We start from the raw sequence: 20,533 nt of genomic DNA, 5'->3' as shown, positions 1-20,533 counted from the left end.
TATGTTTAATTTAAAGAATTTCCTACTAAGTTCATCTCTATTATTTTCTGTTTTTTCATCACCTGTATTTTCAAATCCCAAAGTTTTAAAAGTTGGAGCAATACCTGATCAAAACCAAGATGTTTTGGACAAAAGATTTAATTTATTTTCAAAAGAATTATCCAAACAACTTGATGTAGAAGTTAAATACATTCCTGTTATTAATTATGTTGCAGCAGTAACTGGATTTAGAACTAAAGATTTAGATTTAGTTTGGTTTGGCGGTTTATCAGGAGTTCAAGCAAGATTACAAACACCTAATTCAATTGTCATAGCTCAAAGAGATATCGATAAGGAATTTAAAAGTGTTTTTATAGTAAACAAAAATTTAGAACTTAACTCAATTTCAAACATTAAAGGACTTAAAAAACTAAAGAATTTAAGATTTACTTTTGGCTCTGAAAACTCAACTTCTGGAAGATTAATGCCAGAATATTTTTTAAATCAAGCAGGGGTAGAAATTAAACATTTTAAAGGGAAAAAAGCAGGTTTTAGTGGGAGTCATGATGCCACTATAGCTTTAGTTAATAGTGGGGCATTTGATGCTGGAGCTTTAAATAAACAGGTTTGGGAAAACAATCTTAAAAATAATCCCAAAAGAACAAGTAATTTAGAATTATTCTGGATCACACCAGAATATGTTGACTATCATTGGGTAGCTCAAGGTGATCTTGAAAATAGATTCGGGGAAGGGTTTACAAAAGAACTTAAATCAGTAATTCTAAATTTAGATATAAAGCAAAAATCACATAAACAGATATTAGATATGTTCAATGCAAAAAGATTTATAAAGGCAGAATCAAAACAATATAAAAATATAGAGGAAATCGGGAGGAAATTAAATAAAATTAGATGAATAATACTGTCTTAGAATTAGAAAATATATCTTATAAATACAAAAATGATCTGATCCTAAATAAAATAAATTTAAAAATAAATTCTGGGGAAAAAATTGCACTTTTAGGTAAAAGCGGTTCAGGAAAAACTACACTTATATCAGTACTTAATGGCACTATCAAGCCAACTCAAGGTGAGGTTAAATTATTCAATAAAAGTTTCGAGGAATTAGATAGAAAGCAGAAAAGTAAAATAACAACTATATGGCAAGATTTAAGATTAATAGAAGATCTCTCTGCAGAACAAAATGTTAATTGTGGACTACTAGCGGAAAACAATTTTTATTTCGCTTTTAAAAATTTACTAAATATAAGTTCTTTTAAGAAGGCGCATAAATATATGAAATTATGTAGACTTCATAACTCTATTTACGACAAAAAAATCAGAAAACTATCTGGGGGGCAAAAACAAAGGGTGGCTATAGCTAGATCATTAATTCAAGAATCAAATATATTACTTGCAGATGAGCCTTTTAATAATCTAGATCCCAAATTGATAACAACAATTAAAAACCTTCTGCTAGAAAATGTAGATAAAAATAAAACAAAAAAATCCCCAAAGACGGCATTAGTTGCATTACATAGATTAGATTTGCTGAACGATTTCGATAAAGTTATTGGAATAAGGGATGGTAAAATTTTTTTCAATATCAAAAGAAATAACTTAAAGAAGATTCATTTAGAGAAAATATATTAATTAGTTGAACAAATTAAAATTAAACTATACCTCATTATCTTTTCTTCCAATTTTGGTATGCATACCTCTAGGGTATCAATTAATAAACAATATTCATTTTGGAGGATTTAAATTATTCCAAGAATTCTTAATTTCTGCATTTAATCCCAAGATCGATAATGAAATTATTATTACCGTAATTAAGCGATTAAATGAAACTATTTTAATTGGTTTTTTTAGTTGGTTAGTAAGTATTATTTTTGGAGCAATTTTTGGAATAATTTCCTCAAATATTTTTTATAAAATCTTTAATATTCCAAATTTTTTCTACCGCATAATAAGGTTTTTTCTAACAATAATTAGATCTATACACGAAGTGGTTTGGGGAATACTATTAATGCAAATATATGGAATAAATTTTTCGATAGGAATAATAGCTATATGTATACCTTATATTGCTGTAAATTCAAAAGTTTTTGCTGAACAATTAGAAACTATTGACTACAAAAGTTTTGAATCTATAAATCAAATAAATGCACCTAAATTTTCTTCTTTACTAACTTTAATATGGAATCCAATAATAAATACATTTAAAAACTTTGGTTTATATCGATTAGAGTGTTCAATAAGAAGTACTGTGATTTTAGGACTTTTTGGGATTGGAGGAATAGGTACCAGTATTTTTTTATCTTTCCAAACTTTGAATTTTAGAGAGTTATGGACTTATTTATGGTCCTTAGCAATTTTGATAATTCTTTCTGGATTAATATTCAAAAAAATAAAATTTAATACTACAAATAAAATCCTATCTATTTTTTTTATTGCAGTTTTTTTCATAACAATTTTATTTTCTTTTTCATATTTTCTTTATTTTATTTTTAATAATAATTTTGAAAATTTTAATTCCGTTAGTTCTCTATTTAAATCAAGCTCAGATTTAGGATTATTTGATTTCTTAAAACTTATATTAGAAACAATAATTTTAAGTCTTTTATCAACAGGAATCGCAATTAGTTTACCTCCATTAGTAATAGGAATTTTTAACAACAATACTTCTAAAATTTTTATAAAAATTTTTGCATTTTTATTACGTTTAATACCTACCCCTGTAATACTTCTAACTCTATTAACTTTTAATAATCCTTCTGTATCTTTAGCAGCTTTAACATTAGGTCTCCACAACGCTGGTATTACTAGCAAATTACTTTTTACAAATCTAGATAGCCAAGACAAGAGAAATTATATTGCAATGAAATCTCTAGGAATCTCAAAAAAGACTAGTTGGCTTTTAGGTTTATTTTCTCAACAAGCAAAAAGTTACTTAGCATATTGCGCTTATAGATCTGACATCATTATTAGAGAAACTGCAATTGTTGGGGTTATTGGAAGTGTTGGTCTAGGTTGGCAATTGCAAGAATCACTAAGTTCCTTCGCATGGCAAGAAGTTACCATAGTTTTGATAGCTTATAGCTCCATCGCAATAGTTGGCGAATTAATAAATGGTAAAATCAAAAATAGTTTAACTTGATTTGTAAGAATAATTTGTTAAATCAAGTAATTATTTTTTTCCGGTTATAGTGATTAGTTTACCAAAACAGCTAGTTGTAATTGGAGATAGCTCAGTTTATGGATGGGGAGATAATGAGGGTGGTGGATGGTGTGAGAGGCTTAGAAAAGATTGGGGTAATAACCAAAATGGGCCAGTTATTTATCAACTTGGCGTTAGGGGAGATGGGATAGAAAAAGTTTCATCTAGATGGGAAAAAGAATGGTCATCTAGAGGAGAAACGAGAAGAAATAAACCTAAAGCAATCCTACTAAATGTAGGTCTTAACGACACTGCAGCAATTGGTCAGATAAATGGAAGACATCAATTAGATATAGATGGATTTGAATATGGATTAGAGAGGCTAATTAATGAAATGAACTCTCAAACAAATGTATTTGTTATTGGTTTGACACCAGTTGACGAAAGCAAAATGCCGTTCGCAGGATGTCTATGGTACTCAAATGATTTTTGTAATTCTTATGAAAGGAGAATGGAGGAAGTATGCCTCAATCAGAATGTCCCATTTCTTCCTACTTTTAGAGAAATGTACTCTGATAAAAGGAGTAAAAATTGGATTACGCATGATGGAATTCATCTAAATTCCGAAGGTCATTTCTGGCTTTTCCAAAGACTTAAAAGCTGGGAGATTCTTACAAAATGGAAGGAATCCTAGGTCTTTCCAAATATTATTAATTTAAAAAATATGAATATAAAATAAGAGCAAAGATAGCAAAAACAGAAGCAATACTTGTCTGAATAGCATTTACCAATTCATTACTTAATTTATATTTGTTTTGAAATTTAGCACCAATAATACTTTCAGAAAGTGTTGCCAAGAATCCAGAAACTACAACAACTATAAAATGATATTTTGTAGAAATAATTGATAGACGAAGCATTATAAAAGCCATAAATATTGATCCCAAAACACTAGCTAATGTTCCTTCTATACTTATTCCTCCCTCAGTTCCCCTATCCACCTTTTTAAGTGAAGTAATTAAGTATGTGTCTTTACCAAATCTTTTTCCAATTTCGCTACCAAAAGTATCCGCCAACTTTGCAGCAAAACTTGCAGCAAAACCTACTTTAAACATCACTACATTGGCAGCATTAAATTTGGTCATAATGGCAAGAAATAATCCTGTAGCTGCTGAGCCCCATACATTCTCAGGACCTCTCCTCCCGCCTCTTTTTTCAGCAATTCCTTGTGCTTTTTTAAATTTAAAACCTATTTTGGTAACGAGGGATCCAAATAATAAATAAATTACAACTGACATCCATCCCTGCCAAGACAAACATCCCCACAAAATTGTGCCTAAGATGCCTGCACTTACCCAACCACTTTTCGTCATCAAAGGAATCCTGCAAAATATATAAATCAAAATAAAATTAATGCAAAAACCTATAAAAAATTGATTTCTAATTAAATCCATATTTATCTAATTCTTTAATTTCAAATCAATTCTCCACTGATTTAGAATTGATGATGCGTTAATACTAGCCGTTGAAGTTCTCAAGATAGTGTCGGAAAGCTTAACAAAGGTAATATTATTTTTTTTAAAAAAATCAATTTCTTTAGCGGACCAACCTCCTTCAGGACCAATTACATTCCAAAAAATACCTCCTTTTTTATTTCCAAATTCTTGTTGTTTTCTTAACCATTGATTTAAGTCATATAGTGTTTCTTCTCTAGTTATAGAAATTGAAACTCTTTCTTGATTATCTCTACTTTTTAGCCATTCAATAATATCCATTCCATTTAAAATAGATGGTTTCCATAATCTCTCACTTTGCTCAACAGCTTCATTGATAATTAAATTCCATCTCAAAAGTTTTCTAGAAAAATTTAAATTTTTGTTTACCTGTCTTTCTGAAAATAATGGCTGTATATAATCAATTCCTATTTCAGTACACATTTTTAAAATATCCTCAAAACCACTTTTTGGTATAACAACAGCTATTCCTAATAAGTAAATTTCTTGTTCTTGAAATAAGTAAGGTTTTTTTAATTGAATTATTTCTAAACAATCATTTTTAACTTTTATAGCTTTCCATAATGAACCCTCTCCGTTAGCTATAAATATTTCTTTACCATTTTTTATCCTCATTACTTTATTTAAATAATGAGCCTCTTCTTTAGAAAGTTCTAAATTATTGTTCTTAATATTTTCAATTCTTTCATGGGAAATAATTAATCTTGTTAAGTCTTCCATCTAAAACACTTAATCTTTGAAAACTAAATCTTCATGTTCTTCAATTGCCCAATCATTATTTTCACCCCCAATAATTAACTCTTCAATTTTTACATAATTATTTGATATCTCATTCAAAGAATTAATTAATATATCTATTGAAATGGAGTCTGAAGTTCCAAAATCAACCCAACATCTTCCCCAAAGATTTTGATATTCCATAATTCCTAAATTATGCATTAAGGCTGGAAGAGATGCATTTTTTTGGTCATTATCATAGGACATCCAACTTAGATCGGAACCCTCTTCATGAGTTTGCAAATTTTCAGAATTAAATCCACCTAACCTTCCTAAAACGTACCAACTATCAAAAACACCATCTAAATAATTTTTTTCATCTTGAGTTGGTGATTCTGAAAACCTGATCCATATCCAACAATTAAAAGGATCAACTTCCCTAAAAATAATATTCATATTGACTAATATCTTTTTAGATCTACAGCTATTATAAGTAAGTTATTACTAGATTCAAATTCATACCTATAACTTAATTAATAATGCTTGATTTAAAAGAAATATCTTATCAACCCCAAACTGGTGAAAGAAAAATAATAGACAATTTAAATTTAAAAGTTCATGAAAATGAAATCATTTTAATTTGCGGCAATAGTGGTTCTGGGAAAACAACACTACTCGAAATAATAAGCGGATTAACAAATCCACAAAAAGGAAAAATTACTTGGAAGAATAAAATTTTATCTTCTAGACAAAGAAGATGGTTTTGTGGAGTAGTATTCCAATTTCCTGAAAGATACTTTATAGGTACAACCATTGGGAAAGAATTAAAAATAGGCCATAAATCTTTAAGAGAAAAAAATATAGAAATAGTTTTAAATAAAGTTGGTTTGAAAAAAATTAATCTGACCCAACCACCAGAACAACTAAGTGGCGGACAACAAAGGCGATTAGCTGTAGCAGTTCAACTACTTAGAAACCCCTCAATTCTTTTACTTGATGAACCAACTGCTGGATTAGACTATTCAATGAGAAATGATGTGAAGAATTTAATTCTTGATTTAAAAAATAAAAATACAATTATTATTGTTACTCATGAACCTGCCTTATTTGAGGGAATTCCTTCTAGGATATTATTCTTGGAAAAAGGGAAAATCAAAAATTTTATGAAAGAAAATCATGCAGGATAGGATAGTTCGGGCTACTGCAGCCAATGGAGGAATAAGATTAGTTGCGGTCTTAACAACAGAATCTTCTTTAGAAGCAAAAAAAAGACACGGCCTTTCTTACTTAACCACCTGTATCTTAGGCAGAGCATTTAGTGCTTCACTGCTTTTAGCAAGCTCGATGAAGATAATGCATGGGAGAGTTACTTTAAGAGTTAGATCTGACGGACCTTTAAAAGGATTACTAGTTGATGCAGGTAGAGACGGAAAAGTTAGGGGTTATGTAGGGAATCCTAATTTAGAATTAGACCTAGTCAAAATAGGCAATAATAAATATTCTTTTGATTTTACAAAAGCATTAGGTACAGGATATTTAAATGTAATTAGAGATAGTGGATTTGGAGAACCCTTTACAAGCACTGTTGAATTAGTAAATGGAAATATTGCTGAAGACTTAGCTTCATATTTATATCATTCAGAGCAAACTCCCTCTGCTGTATTTATTGGAGAAAAAATTCAAAATAAAAGTGTTATTTGTAGTGGTGGCTTATTAGCTCAAGTTTTACCTAAAAAAGATACTGACCCTCTGCTAGTCTCACTACTTGAAGAAAGATGCAAAGAAATTAATTCTTTCAGCGAAGATCTATTTAAGTCAAAAGATAATCTTCTTGAGTTAATTAGAAATATATTTCCCGATATTGACGATAAATCAATCTCTGAAAAAGCTCGTTCTCAAGAAGTGAGTTTTAAATGCAAGTGTTCCAAACAAAGAAGTTTAAATGCGATGAAAATGCTTGATAAGAGCGAGTTAGAGGACATCCTCAAGAAAGATGGCAAAGCAGAGTTGGTTTGTGAATTTTGTAAAAATAAATATCTTATAAATTATGAAGAAATTAAATCTATGATAGAAAATCAATCATAAAAAAATTACGCCTAGCCATAAAATAACCATGGCCGGAATACTTTGAATTTTTTGTATTGATAAAGAGTTGTTTGATACTTCCTGAATGAAAGAATTATTTTCAAGCAATCCACCAAATATTAATCCTATCGAGAGAAAGGTAACACTCCAACCCAGAGAACCTATAAATCTTTTCCCCGATTTAATTTGAGTATAGGTAAGTATTAATGTTGAGATAGAGAGTAAAAGTCTATTATTAGAGTCTGGACTGATAAATAACAAAATTAAAAATAATAGCCCAACAGATATTTTTATTGAAAGATTATCAAATGAGGGGGTAGTTATTTTTGGCAGACTATACTGACTTGAATTGTTAGAGTTATTATTTAAATTTTTTATCTTAGAAAGAAGTGGGAAATTATTATTGGTAAATTGATTAATTTGTTTTTCTTTTTTTGAGGCACTCACAGCTTCATAGCTTACATTTCCTGATTGCCTGGCTTTCAAACTCCCCATGAGTAATTGATCAAAGGAAGATTCTATTTTCGCTTTTAAAATTAAATCTTCACCAGCCTCTTTAACTTTAATATCTCTAGCCTTCTGAATATCCTCAAAAGCAGCACCTTCTTTTACACCTAAAATTTCATAAGGTGATTTTTCGTTATTATTTTTATTACTGTTTGAATCCAAAATTTTTTACCAATACTAACAGATTAACTAATTTTATAATCCATTAAGACTTTATAAAACAATTGGTTCGACTCCACTAACAACGGGCGCAACTTTGTTTAAATTTAATTGATTATTGTCTTCAACAAATTGATTTAGATTCCACTCATTTTTGAAAAGAATAACTGGCCTATTCCAACAATCTTTAACTATTTTACAGTTGAATATTCTGCCTAGTTTTTCAATGGCTGGCCATCCATCAGAAATCCATCTAGCCAATTGATATGGCATTGCTTCAAGATTTGCATCTACACCATATTCACTTTTTAATCTGTGAGTTACTACCTCCAACTGCAATTGACCAACAGCTGCGAGTATAGGGTCTCTTTTACTCTCATCAAAGTCATAAAGAATCTGAACAGCACCTTCTTCTCGAAGTTCATTAACACCCTTTCTAAAGTTTTTAAATGCTGAGGGATTTGGATTTCTTAGCCAGCTGAATATTTCAGGACTAAAGGATGGTATGCCCTCATATTCCAGATGAGCACCAGTATAAAGAGTATCTCCAATAGAAAACATCCCTGGATTATTTAAACCAATAACATCTCCAGGATAGGCATCATCAACTACTTCTCTATCTTGCCCAAATATTTTTTGTGGTCTTGATAATCTAATTGTTTTCCCAGTTCTGGAATGTTTAACTGACATATCCTTTTCAAATTTGCCACTACAAACTCTTATAAAAGCAACCCTATCTCTGTGCTTTGGATCCATATTTGCCTGAAGCTTAAAAACAAACCCACTAAATTCATCGCTTGCAGGTTCAATATCCCCTTTATTACTATTTCTTGAAGTTGGTTTTTGTGCCATTTTTAAAAAACTATCTAAAAATGGCCTTACGCCAAAATTAGTCATGGCAGATCCAAAGAAAACTGGGGTTAAAGAGCCATTAAAAACTTTTTCTTTTTCAAATTTAGATCCTGCCTCATCAAGAACCTCCAATTCTTCAAGTGAGTTTTCAAGTAAATCTCTCTCTACATATTTTGATAGCTCTTTATCTTCAAGACTTAATCTTTTCTCATTCGATTGTTTCCCTCTCACTGCTTTATCAAATAAAATCACCTCTCTCGAAAATCTATCAATAACCCCTCTAAATTCCTCGCCACTCCCAATTGGCCAGTTTATAGGTAGGGTATTTAATCCAAGTTCTGATTCAATTTCATCAAGTAAAGAAAATGGCTCTCTTCCTGGTCTATCCATTTTATTTATGAAAGTAAATATTGGTATTTTTCGCATCTTGCAAACTTCAAACAATTTTCTAGTTTGAGGTTCTAGTCCTTTAGCAGCATCTTCCAACATAACTGCATTATCAGCAGCAGCTAATGTTCTATAAGTATCTTCGGAGAAATCTTGGTGTCCTGGTGTATCTAATAGATTAATTACTGATCTTTCATATTCAAATTGCAATACAGTTGATGTAATAGAAATACCTCTTTGTTTCTCAAGTTCCATCCAGTCTGAGGTGGCTTTTCTCTGATTACCCCTAGCTTTTACTGCTCCTGCCTGTTGAATGGCACCTCCATACAAAAGAAGCTTCTCGGTAAGAGTCGTTTTCCCAGCATCTGGATGTGAAATAATAGCAAAATTTCTTCTTTTATTTACCGCATCCAGTATTTCTTTATTATTTAGAATTTTAGTACCTAAGCTCATTTATATAATATAAGGGCCTTTCACTTAGTTCTTAAACATTACCATAGACTATTAAATAATTTTCACCTTCCTCAAACACATCTAAAGAGGATAGATCATTCTCTAAGATGAAATTTTTTAACTCTTTAAAAGTATAAGAAGCTCTTAAAGATGCATAATAATCATTAGTTAAAATCTCATTATATTTAGTTGAACATTGTGCTTTGAGTTCTAAAGCAGACTTTTCATCTAATGGCCTTTTTAAGTCCTTGTGAAAATTTACAGTAATATTACTAGATAAAATTCTTATTGTGTTGAAGAAATCTTCAAGATTGGTAATGTGATGAATCAAACTGTTGCTTACAAGTAAACTAATTCTTTTTTTAAATAAAAAATTATTTGATTTAATGTCTTTGATGTCAGAACAAATGTAGCGTAAATTTTTTAATTTTTTTTGATTATTAGAAATACTTTTATTATATTCTGCTCTCAAAATCATCTCTTTAGAACCATCTATTCCTACGACTGCAGTATTAGGCCATTTTATTGCTAACTTCTCAGAAATATTTCCTGGGCCACATCCTAAATCAACTATTAAATCTTTTTCACCTAAAGAAATATTTTTTTTCAAAAGATATTGATTTATTTGATTAATTAGATTAACTTCCCCTTCTGAAAAATCAGCTTCGTCATAAGAAATGACCTGCTCTTTTTCTTCCATTAATTCAGGTTCGGGGACTCTTTCCATATCCTTTCTTGAAACAAAGATTTCATATTAAACATAATTCTACACAAACCGTTAAATAGTGGTAAGAATAGTTGCAGACGCCACAGGTAGAGTTATTCTTCCAGTACGGGTTATTTACATACGTTTTTTTTATCGTGACTGTTGCACCAAATAAAGCTTCTTCAGAGAGCAATTCCAATAATCTTAAAAAAGATGATTTTCCAAAGACTGCGCCAGCTGCTTACCCAGTTTTTTTCAGATCTTATAGTAGAAAAACTTCATCTGGCAAAAGGGAGAACTGGAGCGAAGTAGGCGAAAGGAATTTATCGGGATTAAAAGAATTAGGAAAACTTTCTGAAGAAGAATTAATCCTAATGAGAGAGATGCAAAGTAACCAAAAAGCTCAACCTTCAGGAAGATGGTTATGGATAGGCGGAACCCCTTGGATTAATAAGAACCAAAATTTCTCAGGAGCATACAACTGTACCTCAACAAACTTAATTGATTGGGAAGCCTTCGCATTAATGATGGACTTAGCAATGATGGGATGTGGAACAGGTGCAATAATTGAGCCTCATTTTATAAATAATCTACCTACGGTAATTAACAAAATAAATATTAAATCAGTCAGTGAAGTTGGAATAACTCCTAAAGATCAAAGAGAAGAAAAGTCATCATTAGAAATTAAAGGAAAAGATCTTCATATCAAAGTTGGAGATAGCAGAAGAGGATGGGTAGATAGCTATAAATATCTTCTTGAGGCATCAAGTAACGAGAGTCTTGAAAGAGAAATTGATGTTTATATTGATTTGGAAGATATTAGGCCTGCTGGAGAATCATTAAAAGGTTTTGGTGGTATGGCAAATCCTATCAAATTGAAAGATCTTTACTCTAGAGTCGCATCACTTCTTGGAAAGGCAATTGGCAGGAAATTAAGTACAGTAGAGTGTTGTTTATTAATTGATGAAGCTGCAGTAACCATAGTTGCTGGGAATATAAGAAGAAGTGCTGGAATGAGACAATTTGCTTCAGATGATAAGGAAGCCGCATCAGCAAAAGAAAATTTATGGAGTCAAGATGAGAATGGTAATTGGAGAATAGATCCTGAAAAAGATGCCCTCAGGATGGCTAATCATACTAGGGTTTACCATACAAAACCCACTTACCAAACTGTTTTGGATGCAGTAACAAAACAATTCCATTCAGGTGAGGGAGCTATTCAATTTGCTCCAGAAGCAATCGCAAGGTCAAATGCAGATATTCTCAAAGATGATGAATTGAGAAAGGAATTTATTGAAATCTACTCAGAACAAGGTAAGGATGAAGCGAGAAATTGGATAAATAGTAGTTATGGTCCTTTTTCAGAAGAAGAGTTAGACCACAGGATGAGCCGATATGGACTTAACCCTTGTGGGGAGATCTTGGGAAATGATTTCCATTGCAATTTGGCTGAAGTTCATTTAAATCAGATTGATCCAGGAAATTTTGAAGAGCAAAAAAAAGCTTTTAAAGCAGCCGCTCTTTCTGTAGCATGCTTACTTAATCATGAATTTGAAGTTGAGCGTTACAGAAAAAGTAGGGAATATGATCCTATTGTAGGAGTAAGTTTCACTGGATTATTTGATTTTTGTGTCCATGCCTTTGGGACGCCATGGTTGAAATGGTGGGAAGCAGGAAGGCCAAATAGCGAAGAAGGGAAGGCCTTCAAAGAAAAGGAAGCTAAATTCTTAGATTCTTGGAGAAAAATAGTAAAAGAAACTGTATGGGAATATTGTGATAAGCATAATCTAAGGAGACCAAATAGATGCACAACAGTTCAGCCAGCTGGAACTAAAAGTCTTCTTACTGGAGCAGCTCCAGGATGGCATCCTCCAAAGGCTCAAAGATTCATAAGAAGAATAACTTTCAGGAAAAATGATCCAATCGCTTTAGCTTGCATGGATTATGGTTACTCAGTTGTTCCATCTCAATCTGATAAAGATGAAAATGGTTGCTTGCTCGATAATCCATTTGATCCAAGATGTACAGAATGGTTAGTTGAAATCCCTACAGAAGTTAGTTGGGCAAATATAGACGGCGCAGACCAAATAGACATCAATAATTTCTCAGCATTAGCTCAATTTGATTTTTACATGCAAGTGCAGAAATTTTACACAGAGCATAATACCTCTGCAACCGTAGAATTTAGAGAAAATGAAATCGAGGATTTAGCTAAGGCTATTCATAATGCAATAGAAAATAATGAGGGATATATTTCAGCAGCATTGCTGGCTAGATTTAGTGCTAACGCTACTTTCCCGAGATTACCCTTTGAACCAATAAGTAAAGAGGAATATATATCATTGCAGAATAAAGTAATAGAAAGGAAAGTCAATAACGATTTCTTTGACGCTCTTAATAAATATGATGTTGGAGAACTATCTGAAGCAGGACCAGCAGGTTGTGATTCAGATAAGTGCTTGCTTCCTCTTGCTAAACCAAAAGATTAAATTTTGAATTATTTGTAAATAAAAAATATAAATTAGTTTTTAAAAATTTAATTTATGGCTACCTCTTAAATAGGGACATAAATTATTTATGACATTAAGCTTAAATATTGGGAACTTTTTTAATGATTCCTCTAGTCATGCATTGGTGGATGAGCTAAGAAAAAGAACATCAGAAGAGGATATCTTAGATTTTGAGGAAAAATTTAACTCCAAAAACGAAAAAAATCTACACGTATATATATGTAGATTTCTAAAAAATAGATCAATATCCAGAGGGCTAGCCTCTAGATGGTTAATAACCATAATTGAAAACAAAGAATCAAAAATTGATGCTTTGCAAAAATTAAATAATTAGGTCAGCCCTGATAGTTTCCATAGAGCAATTCCAAAAATTGAGAATCCCATAATAAAAGTAAAAGCCAAAGCATTTACCAATTGGACCTTATCATTCATTCTGTTTGCGAATGGTAATAATTGAGCAAATAATGGAGTCTCTTCAACTATTGCAGATTTTTTTACTGTAGGTTTTTTGCTTCTAGAAAACATAAAACAAATTTTATAATCTTAAGAATTTTACATTTAAAAGTTCATTAAATAAAAAATACTTCTCAAAAACGAACAAAATGTAACCTGTGAGAAATTAAGCCGGGATTATGATAAATATTTTTATCAGAAACCTAATCTATCATTAATATATTAAGTTTATTTATTAAAAACCTAGACAAATAATTTTAATGGATGTTATTATAAATTTGTAGCAACCGCTACCAAAACGTTCAACTTGCGTATAGCAAGCCGCAAATCGACTTAAGCCATGGAACGGGGACTTAAGCGAAACCGGAGCTTAAAAAATGACTCTAATTTACAGAGGACAAAAGTACGTCCAGAACAAAGAAGCAGCTAAAAAGCAGCACAATGAACTAACTTATAGAGGAAAAGCTTACACAAGCTAGTTTATTTAGCCATTAAAAGAAAAAGCCACTTTTAGTGGCTTTTTTATTATCCATTCTTAGACTAAAAAATAACTTAATACTTCTCACAAGCATTAAAATAATATGATTCAATTGCATTTATATATTAGATAACAATGGCAGACCAAAAACCTTTATTTAAAGCACCTTATGACATAAAAGATGTTAGTGCTCTTTTCGCCATAGTTGCCTTCGTTTTAATAATCGCTGCCATAGTTGGGAATAACTTATTTGGTTTATTTCAACAAAATGTCAACTTTGGGTGATTTTTTTGTGGCCTAAATTTTTGGACTAAATGTGACCAATAATTGATTGTTATAACGACTTAACCCGTCATTTTTAAATAAAATTCCTCTCTCAGACAAGTTTCTTGAAATAAATTTTTAATCTTTGAATTTATAGACTATGACTAATTTCTTATGTTATAGTTTTTAAGTTCAACAAAACTGAATAGCCCTTTGGAGGGGTGGTCGAGTGGTTTAAGGCTCTAGTCTTGAAAACTAGCGTGTCTGCAAGGGCACCGTGGGTTCGAATCCCACCCCCTCCGTTCAAATAAAAAGAACCGAATAATATCAACGCCCTTTTGAAACGTTCTTGTTAATATGAATTTATTTAGATTATGAGTAAAGGATTTGCCACAGATAATTTAATATCCAAAAAATCGAAAAAAAAAGTTATTTCAAATGAACCGCAAGGAAGATTAATATCTTGGTCTCCTTGGCCACCAGCTAATTTTCAGACAAGATATCCTGCTTTCCCTTTTGTTCTTACAATATTGATTATAGTAATCGGTCAATGGTACCTTTCACTACTGAGATGACCCGAAACTGTTTTTTTTATTTAAATTAGGATGAATTAAGTTTGAGAATTTATTTTGTTTTTTTCAATTTTATTATTTGCCCACTTTCAAGCGGCAATCATCCCAATATTATTAGGTATTAGATCGATCAATAAATTCAAACATATAAGCAAGAACAAATTGATACCTTTCGGTTTTATTTTTTTAGGATTGGCATCGATTTCTGAAATGATAGATCATACCCAAACATCTTGGATTTATGTAGATCATTCCTCTTTATTTAATTGGTTATTTTATTCTTTCCTATCTTTAGGTCTAACATGTTTATCAATATCAGTTATAAAAAATAAATTTATTCAAAAAACTAATTTTTGCATTTCTTTATGTTCAATAATCTCATATTTTTTATTTGATAAAACTATTGCTCTTCTTTTTCAAGTAATAATAAGTATCCTTCTAATTATAAATTGGCAAAGAGTTTTTAAAGATTGGCTTTTTATCCTTTACCCAATATTTGGTATTTTTTTTACGACTTTCTTTGGCACAAGGCTCTCAATTAGTGGCGATCAATTTTGGCATGTTTTAATAGGCCCATCTGGAACAATTAGCGTTCTTACCTTTTATTTAGTATTAAAGAGATCGGACAAAAAATTTACTTAAGATTCTTATGAAAATATTTGTATTTGTAAGTTTTATAGTGTGCTTAGTCACAATAATCTCTCCAGTTGAAATCTTTGCTGATACGGCACTTGATGTTTACATGAATGATTTTTATTCTAAATCGAATGAAGCTAGCCAGATTCTTAAAGAAATCGAAAATAGTCTAAAAGAGGGATCAAGAAAAAAAGTATGCTCTAGGCAAAGAGAGGCAGCAAGATTAGGTCTATTAGCTAATAAATCATTAATTAAAGCCTTTGAAATAGAGGGGGCTAATCCGCCAATGCAAGCAATAAAGGCAAGTCAACAAAGATGGGAATCTATTCTGAATGAGTGCTGAAGAAAGTCAGTAAATCTATAAATCTTTTTAAATTTGCATTCTTACAGATTTACTAATTAAGGGAATTTCAGGTTCAACTCCATAAATACATTGAGAAATCGAATAAATAAAAATACATAGTGTAAATATAAAAATTATTGAGCCTAATTCAACTATGGGAAATATTCTCAAGAGATATGAAATTATTATCAAAGCAATATCAATAAGTAATGCTTGGCATGCGTTATATCTAACGAAATAGGGAACATTTGGATTTCTTACTAATCCAGCAAACAAAATTATAAATAATAAAAAACTACCAAAAGGCAAAGATTTTTCAATTATTGCTATCGGAAAAGTTAGTAATAATAGTATTTTTAAAAATGAATATTTATAGAACAAATAATATCCAAAAGGTATTGATGCCTTTAATGGCAAAGTATACAAAAATACTGATGAGAGTCTCTGGAATATCTGATTCAATATATTATTGAAATTTCGTATTCATATTTTAGCCTAATTTTTCTGAACTTAATAAATGACTTAGCCTCGAAAAAATCAACTTTGGCAGATGGTTATTAAATATTAGATAATTGATTAAGGTTCATAATTCAAAATGCGTATCCTACATACAATGTTGAGGGTTGGAGATTTAGATAAATCCATTGATTTCTACGTCAATAGATTAGGAATGAATTTATTAAGAAAAAAGGATTACCCTCATGGAAAATTCACTTTGGCATTTGTTGGTTATGGCTCAGAAAAAGAAAACACAGTAATTGAATTAACTTATAACTGGGACAAAAAGTCTGAAGACTATGAGCTTGGAGATAAATATGGTCATATAGCTATTGGAGTAAAAGATATTCATCTAATTTGCCAAGGATTAGAAAAAAATGGTTGTAAAATAACAACCAAACCTAAAACAATGAAAAACAGTACTACTGTCTTGGCTTTTGTTGAGGATCCTGATGGTTATAAAATTGAACTTATTGAAAGAGATTAAAAGCTCAGAAGTTTTTAATTAAATAAACAAATAACTAAAATTTAAAAAGATTGAATTATCAAATATATCGTTTTCAATTAGCGAAAAAATACCTCTAAGATCACATTGGATAGATTCTGCAGTTTCAATTATTGTAAAAGATTATTTCTAAGATGAGGAATTATTAAAAATAAAATTAAAACTTTATACAATCTAGGTTAATTCTATTTAGAATAAGTAGACAATCTATTCAGATTTATATATCATAGAATTATCGCATAAAGCTTATGCCTAGTAATTGGTCAAAAATAAGAGATGAATGGCTTGATAGAACCGCGGTTGCGAAAGATGATGCTAAATGGGCATTAGAAGCTTTAATTAATTCTGAAGAAGAGTTATTTGAAATAGAACAAAAAATAAAGAATAAAGAGGACGCTATAAGCCAAGTAAAATTTTTGAAGAAAAAGGTTAAAGAAACTATTTCCTCTAAAGAAATTAGTCTCGATGATATTGCATTAAATACTTCAAATTCAAACAAAGTACAGATCTCAGTACCATCAAATCTTACTTATCTTTTGAAAGTTTGGGCCGCAGCAGAAGGAAGAGATCTATCAAGTGTTGCTTTTCAATGTTTAGAAACTGGTATAAGGGAAATGAAAAGCAAAGGTTCAATACCTTCAATAGCAGTAAATAGATATGACTCGGCCTGTCAAAAGAGGATTGCACTAGCAGAAGTAAACAATCTATTGGAGAAATACGAATTAGCTCAGGATGAAATCAAATAATTATGAATAACAGAAAAATCATTAAAGGATACAAAACATTAATATCATCAAGATTTAATGTAGATACTTCTGTAGATAAATTCAAAGATGGAATAATTTATACTCTTTATTCTGATGAATTTAATTCACTTAAAGTTGGTTTTGCTGAAAATGATAAGGTTCTAGAAAAAAAATTATCAAGTGAAGCATTGATATTATTGGATATGAAAAAAGGCAAAAAGAAAGATCTATGTTTATTAATAACCACTCTAAAAGAACTTGGCATCAAATATTCAGACAATTTTTATTTCAAATACTCAGGTTCTTTAATGAAACATTTATCTACTTTAGGTTGGCCTGTTGGAAGATCACTTTATAAACAAAGAAAGATTAAAAAAGAACTTGTATGTGCATAAATTTAAATGTAATCGCACTCTAAAGTTTCTCTGGTTTCTCTATTTGTAATTGGATTAGTTCCAGTAGCACTTTCACAAAATTTCCTAATAATATCTTTTGGCAAAAAAACATTTGTGAAGTCTGCGCCTTGTATTTTTACATTTTCAAACTGGGTACTATAAGCAAAAGAATCCTCCAAGTTAGTATTTGATAAATCTGTTCCATCTAAAACAGCTGAGTCTAAAGTTACTTCTCTTAAGTTGGAGTTACTTAAATTAGTATCTTTCAATTTTGCTCCATAAAGAGTCGCATTTTGGAGCTCACAACCTGACAAATTTGCGTCTTGTAAATCAGTCAAATAGAAAGTTGCTCCTTTTAAATCAGATCCAGAAAAATCAGCCCCTACCAAAGATTGTTTACCATAATCCAACGCAGCGAAGCTTCTAGAAGGGAGGGTTAAAACAACTATTAAAAAAGTTAAAATTATAAATCTCATTTGTTTGAGTAGTATTTCAATAAATTCTAACTTCTTAAGCTGAAATCTAAAAATTAATTATTTACTGAATGCTATATTTATTGAAATAGCAAATCACGAAATAGGTTTTGGATATAAGTCCTTATGATGCAATTGTTGTTGGTTCTGGAGCTACAGGAGGAATAGCAGCACTTACATTGGCAGAACAAGGGATCAAAGTTTTAGTAATAGAAGCAGGGCCTCAAGTTAAAAGGCATGAAGCTAGTAATCATGAGCCAAAAAGTACATTAAAAAGATTATCAGGAGTTTTAACAAAAAAACATGCCAATCAATGCCAACATCCTGGTTATTGGAAAAATAATCCTGACTTATATTCAAATGAATTGAAGCATCCTTATGACTTCCCCAAAAAAAAGCCATTTCTTTGGACACAAGGTAAACAATATGGGGGGAGATCATTAACTTGGGGAGGCATAACATTAAGACTTTCCTCAGAAGACTTTCATCCGGCTAAAAAAGACGGATTCGGGCCAAACTGGCCTATTTCATACGAAGAAATTTCCCCGCACTACGATTTTATTGAAAATTTCTGCGGAATTTATGGACGAAAAGATGATATCAAGGAGGTCCCAAACGGTAAATATATTGGTGAAATTCCTCTTACAGAAAACGAAAATGTTTTTGGCAGCAAAGTTAAATCAAAATTAAACTATCCATTTATCCAATCAAGAGGATTTGACCGTAATTCATCTGTAAAAGAAAAAAATTGGCCCAAGTCCTCTAGCGTAGGAAGCTCTTTAAAAAAAGCTTTAGATACTGGAAATGTACAAATAATCTCTAATTACCTAGTGGAGTCTTTTGAGATTAACAAGATAACAGAGCTTGCCTCAAAACTAACGATTGTAAACCTAGAAAATGGACACAAAGAAGTATTGGATTGTGATTTGATTCTTCTTTGCGCATCAACAATTTCAACACTGAGAATACTACTGAACTCAGAATACAAATCAAATTCCTCAGGGTTTAAAGATAATTCTGGGAAATTAGGTAAATACCTAATGGATCACATATCTATCTGTAGATTTTTTTCAGTCCCAAAAGCAAAAAACTCAGATAAATCACTAGATAATCCTCCCGATCTTTCTGGAGCAGGCAGCTTCTTTATTCCATTTGGTTCAAATTTACCAGAAATTGACGACATAAATTTCCATAGAGGTTATGGAATCTGGGGGGCAATTGATAGATTAGGAATACCTAAATTTTTGCAAAAAGACAAAAACAAATCCATTGGCTTTCTTATCGCTCATGGCGAGGTCCTTCCTAGAGAGAAAAACTCAGTTTCTCTCTCAAAAAAAACAGATGAATGGGGTATCCCAATTCCCTACATTGAATTCGAATGGAGCGAGAATGAGTTAAATATGGCAAAACATATGGAAAAAACAATACAAAAATCAGTCAAAGCTGCAAATGGGAAAATAAAAAATATTGATGAACTAATGAATATTCCATTAGGGAGTTTATTTACAAAAAATTTGATAGCACTTTCAGATAGTCCTCCTCCTCCTGGATATTATATTCATGAGGTAGGGGGAGCACCAATGGGGATAAATGAAGAAAATAGCGTAGTTGATAAATTTAATAGATTATGGAGATGCAAGAATGTACTTGTACTAGATGGAGCATGCTGGCCCACATCATCTTGGCAAAGCCCTACACTTACAATGATGGCCTTGAGTAGAAGAGCCTGTTTAAATATTAAAAAGACTTAGAAGGTGTAAATAATTGATTTAAATAAATTTCTGAGACAGAATTATCTGTACATCCGTTTTGAACGAGAAAAGTAGCTAATGCTGAATTTATAAGCTTATATTGATCCCAAGTTGGGTTACTTAATACGAAATCTTTCATAGTGTTATAAAGAGTTTCTGAAAGCTCTGTTTCTAAAGAGACTTTATTTGAAGAGCACTCGACAAGTTTCTTATCAGTTAAATTTGATTGGCTGATTTGATCCATAAATTTATATTTTTTTCATAACTATGATGGTATTTTTTTCTAAAAAAATCAAAAAATATCTGCTAGAAAACTTTTCAAATTATCAAATGAGACTCATGTTATAAGTATGTTTTTAAGAAATTTACTTTTTAAATAAGTAAATTGAT

Annotated in this window: 27 protein-coding genes and 1 tRNA gene; 18 read left to right on the top strand and 10 right to left on the bottom strand. The window is 30.9% G+C overall.

The features are described 5' to 3' along the window. Position 1: 1 nt before the first annotated feature. The 4 genes from MK115_RS05045 to MK115_RS05030 are packed head-to-tail and all read left to right on the top strand — an operon-like array spanning position 2 to position 3,833. Positions 2 to 895, top strand: coding sequence for a putative selenate ABC transporter substrate-binding protein (locus tag MK115_RS05045; protein ID WP_287609873.1), 894 nt, complete (start codon positions 2 to 4; stop codon positions 893 to 895). Next, positions 892 to 1,632 carry an ATP-binding cassette domain-containing protein gene (locus tag MK115_RS05040; RefSeq protein ID WP_287609871.1) on the top strand — a complete coding sequence of 247 codons (741 nt, stop codon included), beginning with the start codon at positions 892 to 894 and terminating at the stop codon, positions 1,630 to 1,632. The genes MK115_RS05045 and MK115_RS05040 overlap by 4 nt, the downstream gene beginning before the upstream one ends. Positions 1,633 to 1,636: 4 nt before the next feature. After that, the gene (locus MK115_RS05035) at positions 1,637 to 3,139 is read left to right on the top strand and encodes a PhnE/PtxC family ABC transporter permease (protein ID WP_287609869.1); all 1,503 of its coding nucleotides are present in this window, start codon (positions 1,637 to 1,639) and stop codon (positions 3,137 to 3,139) included. Positions 3,140 to 3,188: 49 nt separating this feature from the next. After that, positions 3,189 to 3,833 (top strand): GDSL-type esterase/lipase family protein, encoded by a 645-nt coding sequence (locus MK115_RS05030; RefSeq protein ID WP_025888045.1) that lies wholly within the window; start codon positions 3,189 to 3,191, stop codon positions 3,831 to 3,833. A gap of 16 nt (positions 3,834 to 3,849) precedes the next feature. Here MK115_RS05030 and MK115_RS05025 read toward each other — a convergent pair whose 3' ends face one another. From MK115_RS05025 to MK115_RS05015, 3 genes are read right to left on the bottom strand one after another with little or no spacing between them, the layout of a single operon-like run. Next, positions 3,850 to 4,593 (bottom strand): TIGR00297 family protein, encoded by a 744-nt coding sequence (locus MK115_RS05025; RefSeq protein ID WP_025941526.1) that lies wholly within the window; start codon positions 4,591 to 4,593, stop codon positions 3,850 to 3,852. 6 nt (positions 4,594 to 4,599) lie between these two features. Further along, positions 4,600 to 5,373 carry a 16S rRNA (uracil(1498)-N(3))-methyltransferase gene (locus MK115_RS05020; protein WP_287609864.1) on the bottom strand — a complete coding sequence of 258 codons (774 nt, stop codon included), beginning with the start codon at positions 5,371 to 5,373 and terminating at the stop codon, positions 4,600 to 4,602. A 9-nt stretch (positions 5,374 to 5,382) separates the two neighbouring features. After that, on the bottom strand, positions 5,383 to 5,826 hold the full coding sequence (locus MK115_RS05015) for a DUF3531 family protein (RefSeq protein WP_002806034.1): 444 nt from the start codon (positions 5,824 to 5,826) through the stop codon (positions 5,383 to 5,385). Positions 5,827 to 5,909: 83 nt separating this feature from the next. On the opposite strand from MK115_RS05015, the gene MK115_RS05010 reads away from it, so the two are divergent. Continuing rightward, on the top strand, positions 5,910 to 6,557 hold the full coding sequence (locus MK115_RS05010; RefSeq protein WP_025941524.1) for an ABC transporter ATP-binding protein: 648 nt from the start codon (positions 5,910 to 5,912) through the stop codon (positions 6,555 to 6,557). Further along, entirely contained in the window at positions 6,547 to 7,455 is a 909-nt protein-coding gene (gene hslO, locus MK115_RS05005; protein ID WP_287609859.1) for an Hsp33 family molecular chaperone HslO, read from the top strand. The genes MK115_RS05010 and hslO overlap by 11 nt, the downstream gene beginning before the upstream one ends. Here the strand turns inward: hslO and MK115_RS05000 are convergent. From MK115_RS05000 to MK115_RS04990, 3 genes are read right to left on the bottom strand one after another with little or no spacing between them, the layout of a single operon-like run. Next, on the bottom strand, positions 7,450 to 8,124 hold the full coding sequence (locus MK115_RS05000; protein ID WP_011818167.1) for a CPP1-like family protein: 675 nt from the start codon (positions 8,122 to 8,124) through the stop codon (positions 7,450 to 7,452). The two genes, hslO and MK115_RS05000, sit on opposite strands and share 6 nt — an antisense overlap. 51 nt (positions 8,125 to 8,175) lie before the next feature. Next, complete coding sequence (locus MK115_RS04995) at positions 8,176 to 9,813, bottom strand: peptide chain release factor 3 (RefSeq protein WP_025934975.1); 1,638 nt, start codon at positions 9,811 to 9,813, stop codon at positions 8,176 to 8,178. A gap of 31 nt (positions 9,814 to 9,844) precedes the next feature. Next, entirely contained in the window at positions 9,845 to 10,540 is a 696-nt protein-coding gene (locus MK115_RS04990; RefSeq protein WP_287609855.1) for a class I SAM-dependent methyltransferase, read from the bottom strand. 134 nt (positions 10,541 to 10,674) lie between these two features. Here MK115_RS04990 and nrdJ point away from each other — a divergent pair, with 134 nt between their 5' ends. Together nrdJ and MK115_RS04980 are read left to right on the top strand one after the other, a co-directional pair. Then, complete coding sequence (gene nrdJ / locus MK115_RS04985; protein WP_025925185.1) at positions 10,675 to 13,008, top strand: ribonucleoside-triphosphate reductase, adenosylcobalamin-dependent; 2,334 nt, start codon at positions 10,675 to 10,677, stop codon at positions 13,006 to 13,008. 88 nt (positions 13,009 to 13,096) lie between these two features. Further along, a complete protein-coding gene (locus MK115_RS04980) occupies positions 13,097 to 13,363 on the top strand; it encodes an RNA recognition motif-containing protein (protein WP_025941519.1) in 267 nt (88 codons plus the stop codon). On the opposite strand, the gene MK115_RS04975 is transcribed toward MK115_RS04980, so the two are convergent. After that, entirely contained in the window at positions 13,360 to 13,554 is a 195-nt protein-coding gene (locus tag MK115_RS04975) for a hypothetical protein (RefSeq protein WP_011818162.1), read from the bottom strand. The genes MK115_RS04980 and MK115_RS04975 overlap by 4 nt on opposite strands. Positions 13,555 to 13,859: 305 nt before the next feature. Here MK115_RS04975 and MK115_RS04970 point away from each other — a divergent pair, with 305 nt between their 5' ends. The 6 genes from MK115_RS04970 (at position 13,860) to MK115_RS04945 (ending at position 15,775) form a co-directional block, all read left to right on the top strand. After that, positions 13,860 to 13,961: a DUF4278 domain-containing protein gene (locus tag MK115_RS04970; RefSeq protein ID WP_011862700.1), complete on the top strand. Its 102-nt coding sequence runs from the start codon at positions 13,860 to 13,862 to the stop codon at positions 13,959 to 13,961. Between the two features lie 134 nt (positions 13,962 to 14,095). Next, entirely contained in the window at positions 14,096 to 14,245 is a 150-nt protein-coding gene (locus MK115_RS04965) for a hypothetical protein (RefSeq protein WP_011818161.1), read from the top strand. A gap of 194 nt (positions 14,246 to 14,439) precedes the next feature. Further along, positions 14,440 to 14,526: transfer RNA gene (locus MK115_RS04960), tRNA-Ser, on the top strand. 72 nt (positions 14,527 to 14,598) lie between these two features. Then, on the top strand, positions 14,599 to 14,799 hold the full coding sequence (locus MK115_RS04955) for a hypothetical protein (RefSeq protein WP_025926248.1): 201 nt from the start codon (positions 14,599 to 14,601) through the stop codon (positions 14,797 to 14,799). Positions 14,800 to 14,853: 54 nt separating this feature from the next. Next, complete coding sequence (locus MK115_RS04950; protein WP_353847955.1) at positions 14,854 to 15,438, top strand: hypothetical protein; 585 nt, start codon at positions 14,854 to 14,856, stop codon at positions 15,436 to 15,438. Between the two features lie 7 nt (positions 15,439 to 15,445). Next, the gene (locus MK115_RS04945) at positions 15,446 to 15,775 is read left to right on the top strand and encodes a hypothetical protein (protein WP_025881100.1); all 330 of its coding nucleotides are present in this window, start codon (positions 15,446 to 15,448) and stop codon (positions 15,773 to 15,775) included. Positions 15,776 to 15,802: 27 nt separating this feature from the next. Here the strand turns inward: MK115_RS04945 and MK115_RS04940 are convergent, their stop codons facing one another. Continuing rightward, on the bottom strand, positions 15,803 to 16,237 hold the full coding sequence (locus MK115_RS04940; RefSeq protein WP_287609846.1) for a Tic20 family protein: 435 nt from the start codon (positions 16,235 to 16,237) through the stop codon (positions 15,803 to 15,805). A 133-nt stretch (positions 16,238 to 16,370) separates the two neighbouring features. Between MK115_RS04940 and gloA the strand changes: the two genes are divergently transcribed. From gloA to MK115_RS04925, 3 genes are all read left to right on the top strand, one after another. Further along, positions 16,371 to 16,760, top strand: coding sequence for a lactoylglutathione lyase (gloA, locus tag MK115_RS04935; RefSeq protein WP_287609845.1), 390 nt, complete (start codon positions 16,371 to 16,373; stop codon positions 16,758 to 16,760). Positions 16,761 to 17,026: 266 nt separating this feature from the next. Further along, a complete protein-coding gene (locus tag MK115_RS04930; RefSeq protein WP_025894286.1) occupies positions 17,027 to 17,524 on the top strand; it encodes a VHS domain-containing protein in 498 nt (165 codons plus the stop codon). Between the two features lie 2 nt (positions 17,525 to 17,526). After that, complete coding sequence (locus MK115_RS04925; protein WP_287609842.1) at positions 17,527 to 17,919, top strand: LEM domain-containing protein; 393 nt, start codon at positions 17,527 to 17,529, stop codon at positions 17,917 to 17,919. A gap of 2 nt (positions 17,920 to 17,921) precedes the next feature. Here the strand turns inward: MK115_RS04925 and MK115_RS04920 are convergent, their stop codons facing one another. Further along, a complete protein-coding gene (locus MK115_RS04920; RefSeq protein WP_025952595.1) occupies positions 17,922 to 18,395 on the bottom strand; it encodes a pentapeptide repeat-containing protein in 474 nt (157 codons plus the stop codon). 107 nt (positions 18,396 to 18,502) lie between these two features. Between MK115_RS04920 and MK115_RS04915 the strand changes: the two genes are divergently transcribed. Next, positions 18,503 to 20,143, top strand: coding sequence for a GMC oxidoreductase (locus MK115_RS04915; RefSeq protein WP_287609839.1), 1,641 nt, complete (start codon positions 18,503 to 18,505; stop codon positions 20,141 to 20,143). On the opposite strand, the gene MK115_RS04910 is transcribed toward MK115_RS04915, so the two are convergent. Further along, positions 20,130 to 20,387, bottom strand: a complete 258-nt coding sequence (locus tag MK115_RS04910) for a DUF2811 domain-containing protein (RefSeq protein ID WP_025900388.1) — start codon at positions 20,385 to 20,387, stop codon at positions 20,130 to 20,132. The genes MK115_RS04915 and MK115_RS04910 overlap by 14 nt on opposite strands. Positions 20,388 to 20,533: the final 146 nt, after the last annotated feature.

The sequence above is a fragment of the Prochlorococcus sp. ALOHA_ZT_50 genome (genome assembly GCF_022447305.1).
Taxonomy (GTDB): domain Bacteria; phylum Cyanobacteriota; class Cyanobacteriia; order PCC-6307; family Cyanobiaceae; genus Prochlorococcus_A.
This window is presented reverse-complemented; position numbering and strand designations above follow the sequence as displayed.

Coding starts and splice junctions, on each gene's coding strand:
- MK115_RS05040 (WP_287609871.1), top strand. CDS start 892: ATGAATAATACTGTCTTAGAATTAGAAAATATATCTTATAAATACAAA.
- MK115_RS04970 (WP_011862700.1), top strand. CDS start 13,860: ATGACTCTAATTTACAGAGGACAAAAGTACGTCCAGAACAAAGAAGCA.
- MK115_RS04965 (WP_011818161.1), top strand. CDS start 14,096: ATGGCAGACCAAAAACCTTTATTTAAAGCACCTTATGACATAAAAGAT.
- MK115_RS04980 (WP_025941519.1), top strand. CDS start 13,097: ATGACATTAAGCTTAAATATTGGGAACTTTTTTAATGATTCCTCTAGT.
- MK115_RS04930 (WP_025894286.1), top strand. CDS start 17,027: ATGCCTAGTAATTGGTCAAAAATAAGAGATGAATGGCTTGATAGAACC.
- MK115_RS05015 (WP_002806034.1), bottom strand. CDS start 5,826: ATGAATATTATTTTTAGGGAAGTTGATCCTTTTAATTGTTGGATATGG.
- MK115_RS05010 (WP_025941524.1), top strand. CDS start 5,910: ATGCTTGATTTAAAAGAAATATCTTATCAACCCCAAACTGGTGAAAGA.
- MK115_RS05025 (WP_025941526.1), bottom strand. CDS start 4,593: ATGGATTTAATTAGAAATCAATTTTTTATAGGTTTTTGCATTAATTTT.
- MK115_RS04910 (WP_025900388.1), bottom strand. CDS start 20,387: ATGGATCAAATCAGCCAATCAAATTTAACTGATAAGAAACTTGTCGAG.
- MK115_RS04945 (WP_025881100.1), top strand. CDS start 15,446: ATGAAAATATTTGTATTTGTAAGTTTTATAGTGTGCTTAGTCACAATA.
- MK115_RS04955 (WP_025926248.1), top strand. CDS start 14,599: ATGAGTAAAGGATTTGCCACAGATAATTTAATATCCAAAAAATCGAAA.
- MK115_RS04920 (WP_025952595.1), bottom strand. CDS start 18,395: ATGAGATTTATAATTTTAACTTTTTTAATAGTTGTTTTAACCCTCCCT.
- MK115_RS04995 (WP_025934975.1), bottom strand. CDS start 9,813: ATGAGCTTAGGTACTAAAATTCTAAATAATAAAGAAATACTGGATGCG.
- MK115_RS05020 (WP_287609864.1), bottom strand. CDS start 5,373: ATGGAAGACTTAACAAGATTAATTATTTCCCATGAAAGAATTGAAAAT.
- MK115_RS04925 (WP_287609842.1), top strand. CDS start 17,527: ATGAATAACAGAAAAATCATTAAAGGATACAAAACATTAATATCATCA.
- MK115_RS04975 (WP_011818162.1), bottom strand. CDS start 13,554: ATGTTTTCTAGAAGCAAAAAACCTACAGTAAAAAAATCTGCAATAGTT.
- hslO (WP_287609859.1), top strand. CDS start 6,547: ATGCAGGATAGGATAGTTCGGGCTACTGCAGCCAATGGAGGAATAAGA.
- gloA (WP_287609845.1), top strand. CDS start 16,371: ATGCGTATCCTACATACAATGTTGAGGGTTGGAGATTTAGATAAATCC.
- MK115_RS05045 (WP_287609873.1), top strand. CDS start 2: ATGTTTAATTTAAAGAATTTCCTACTAAGTTCATCTCTATTATTTTCT.
- MK115_RS04990 (WP_287609855.1), bottom strand. CDS start 10,540: ATGGAAAGAGTCCCCGAACCTGAATTAATGGAAGAAAAAGAGCAGGTC.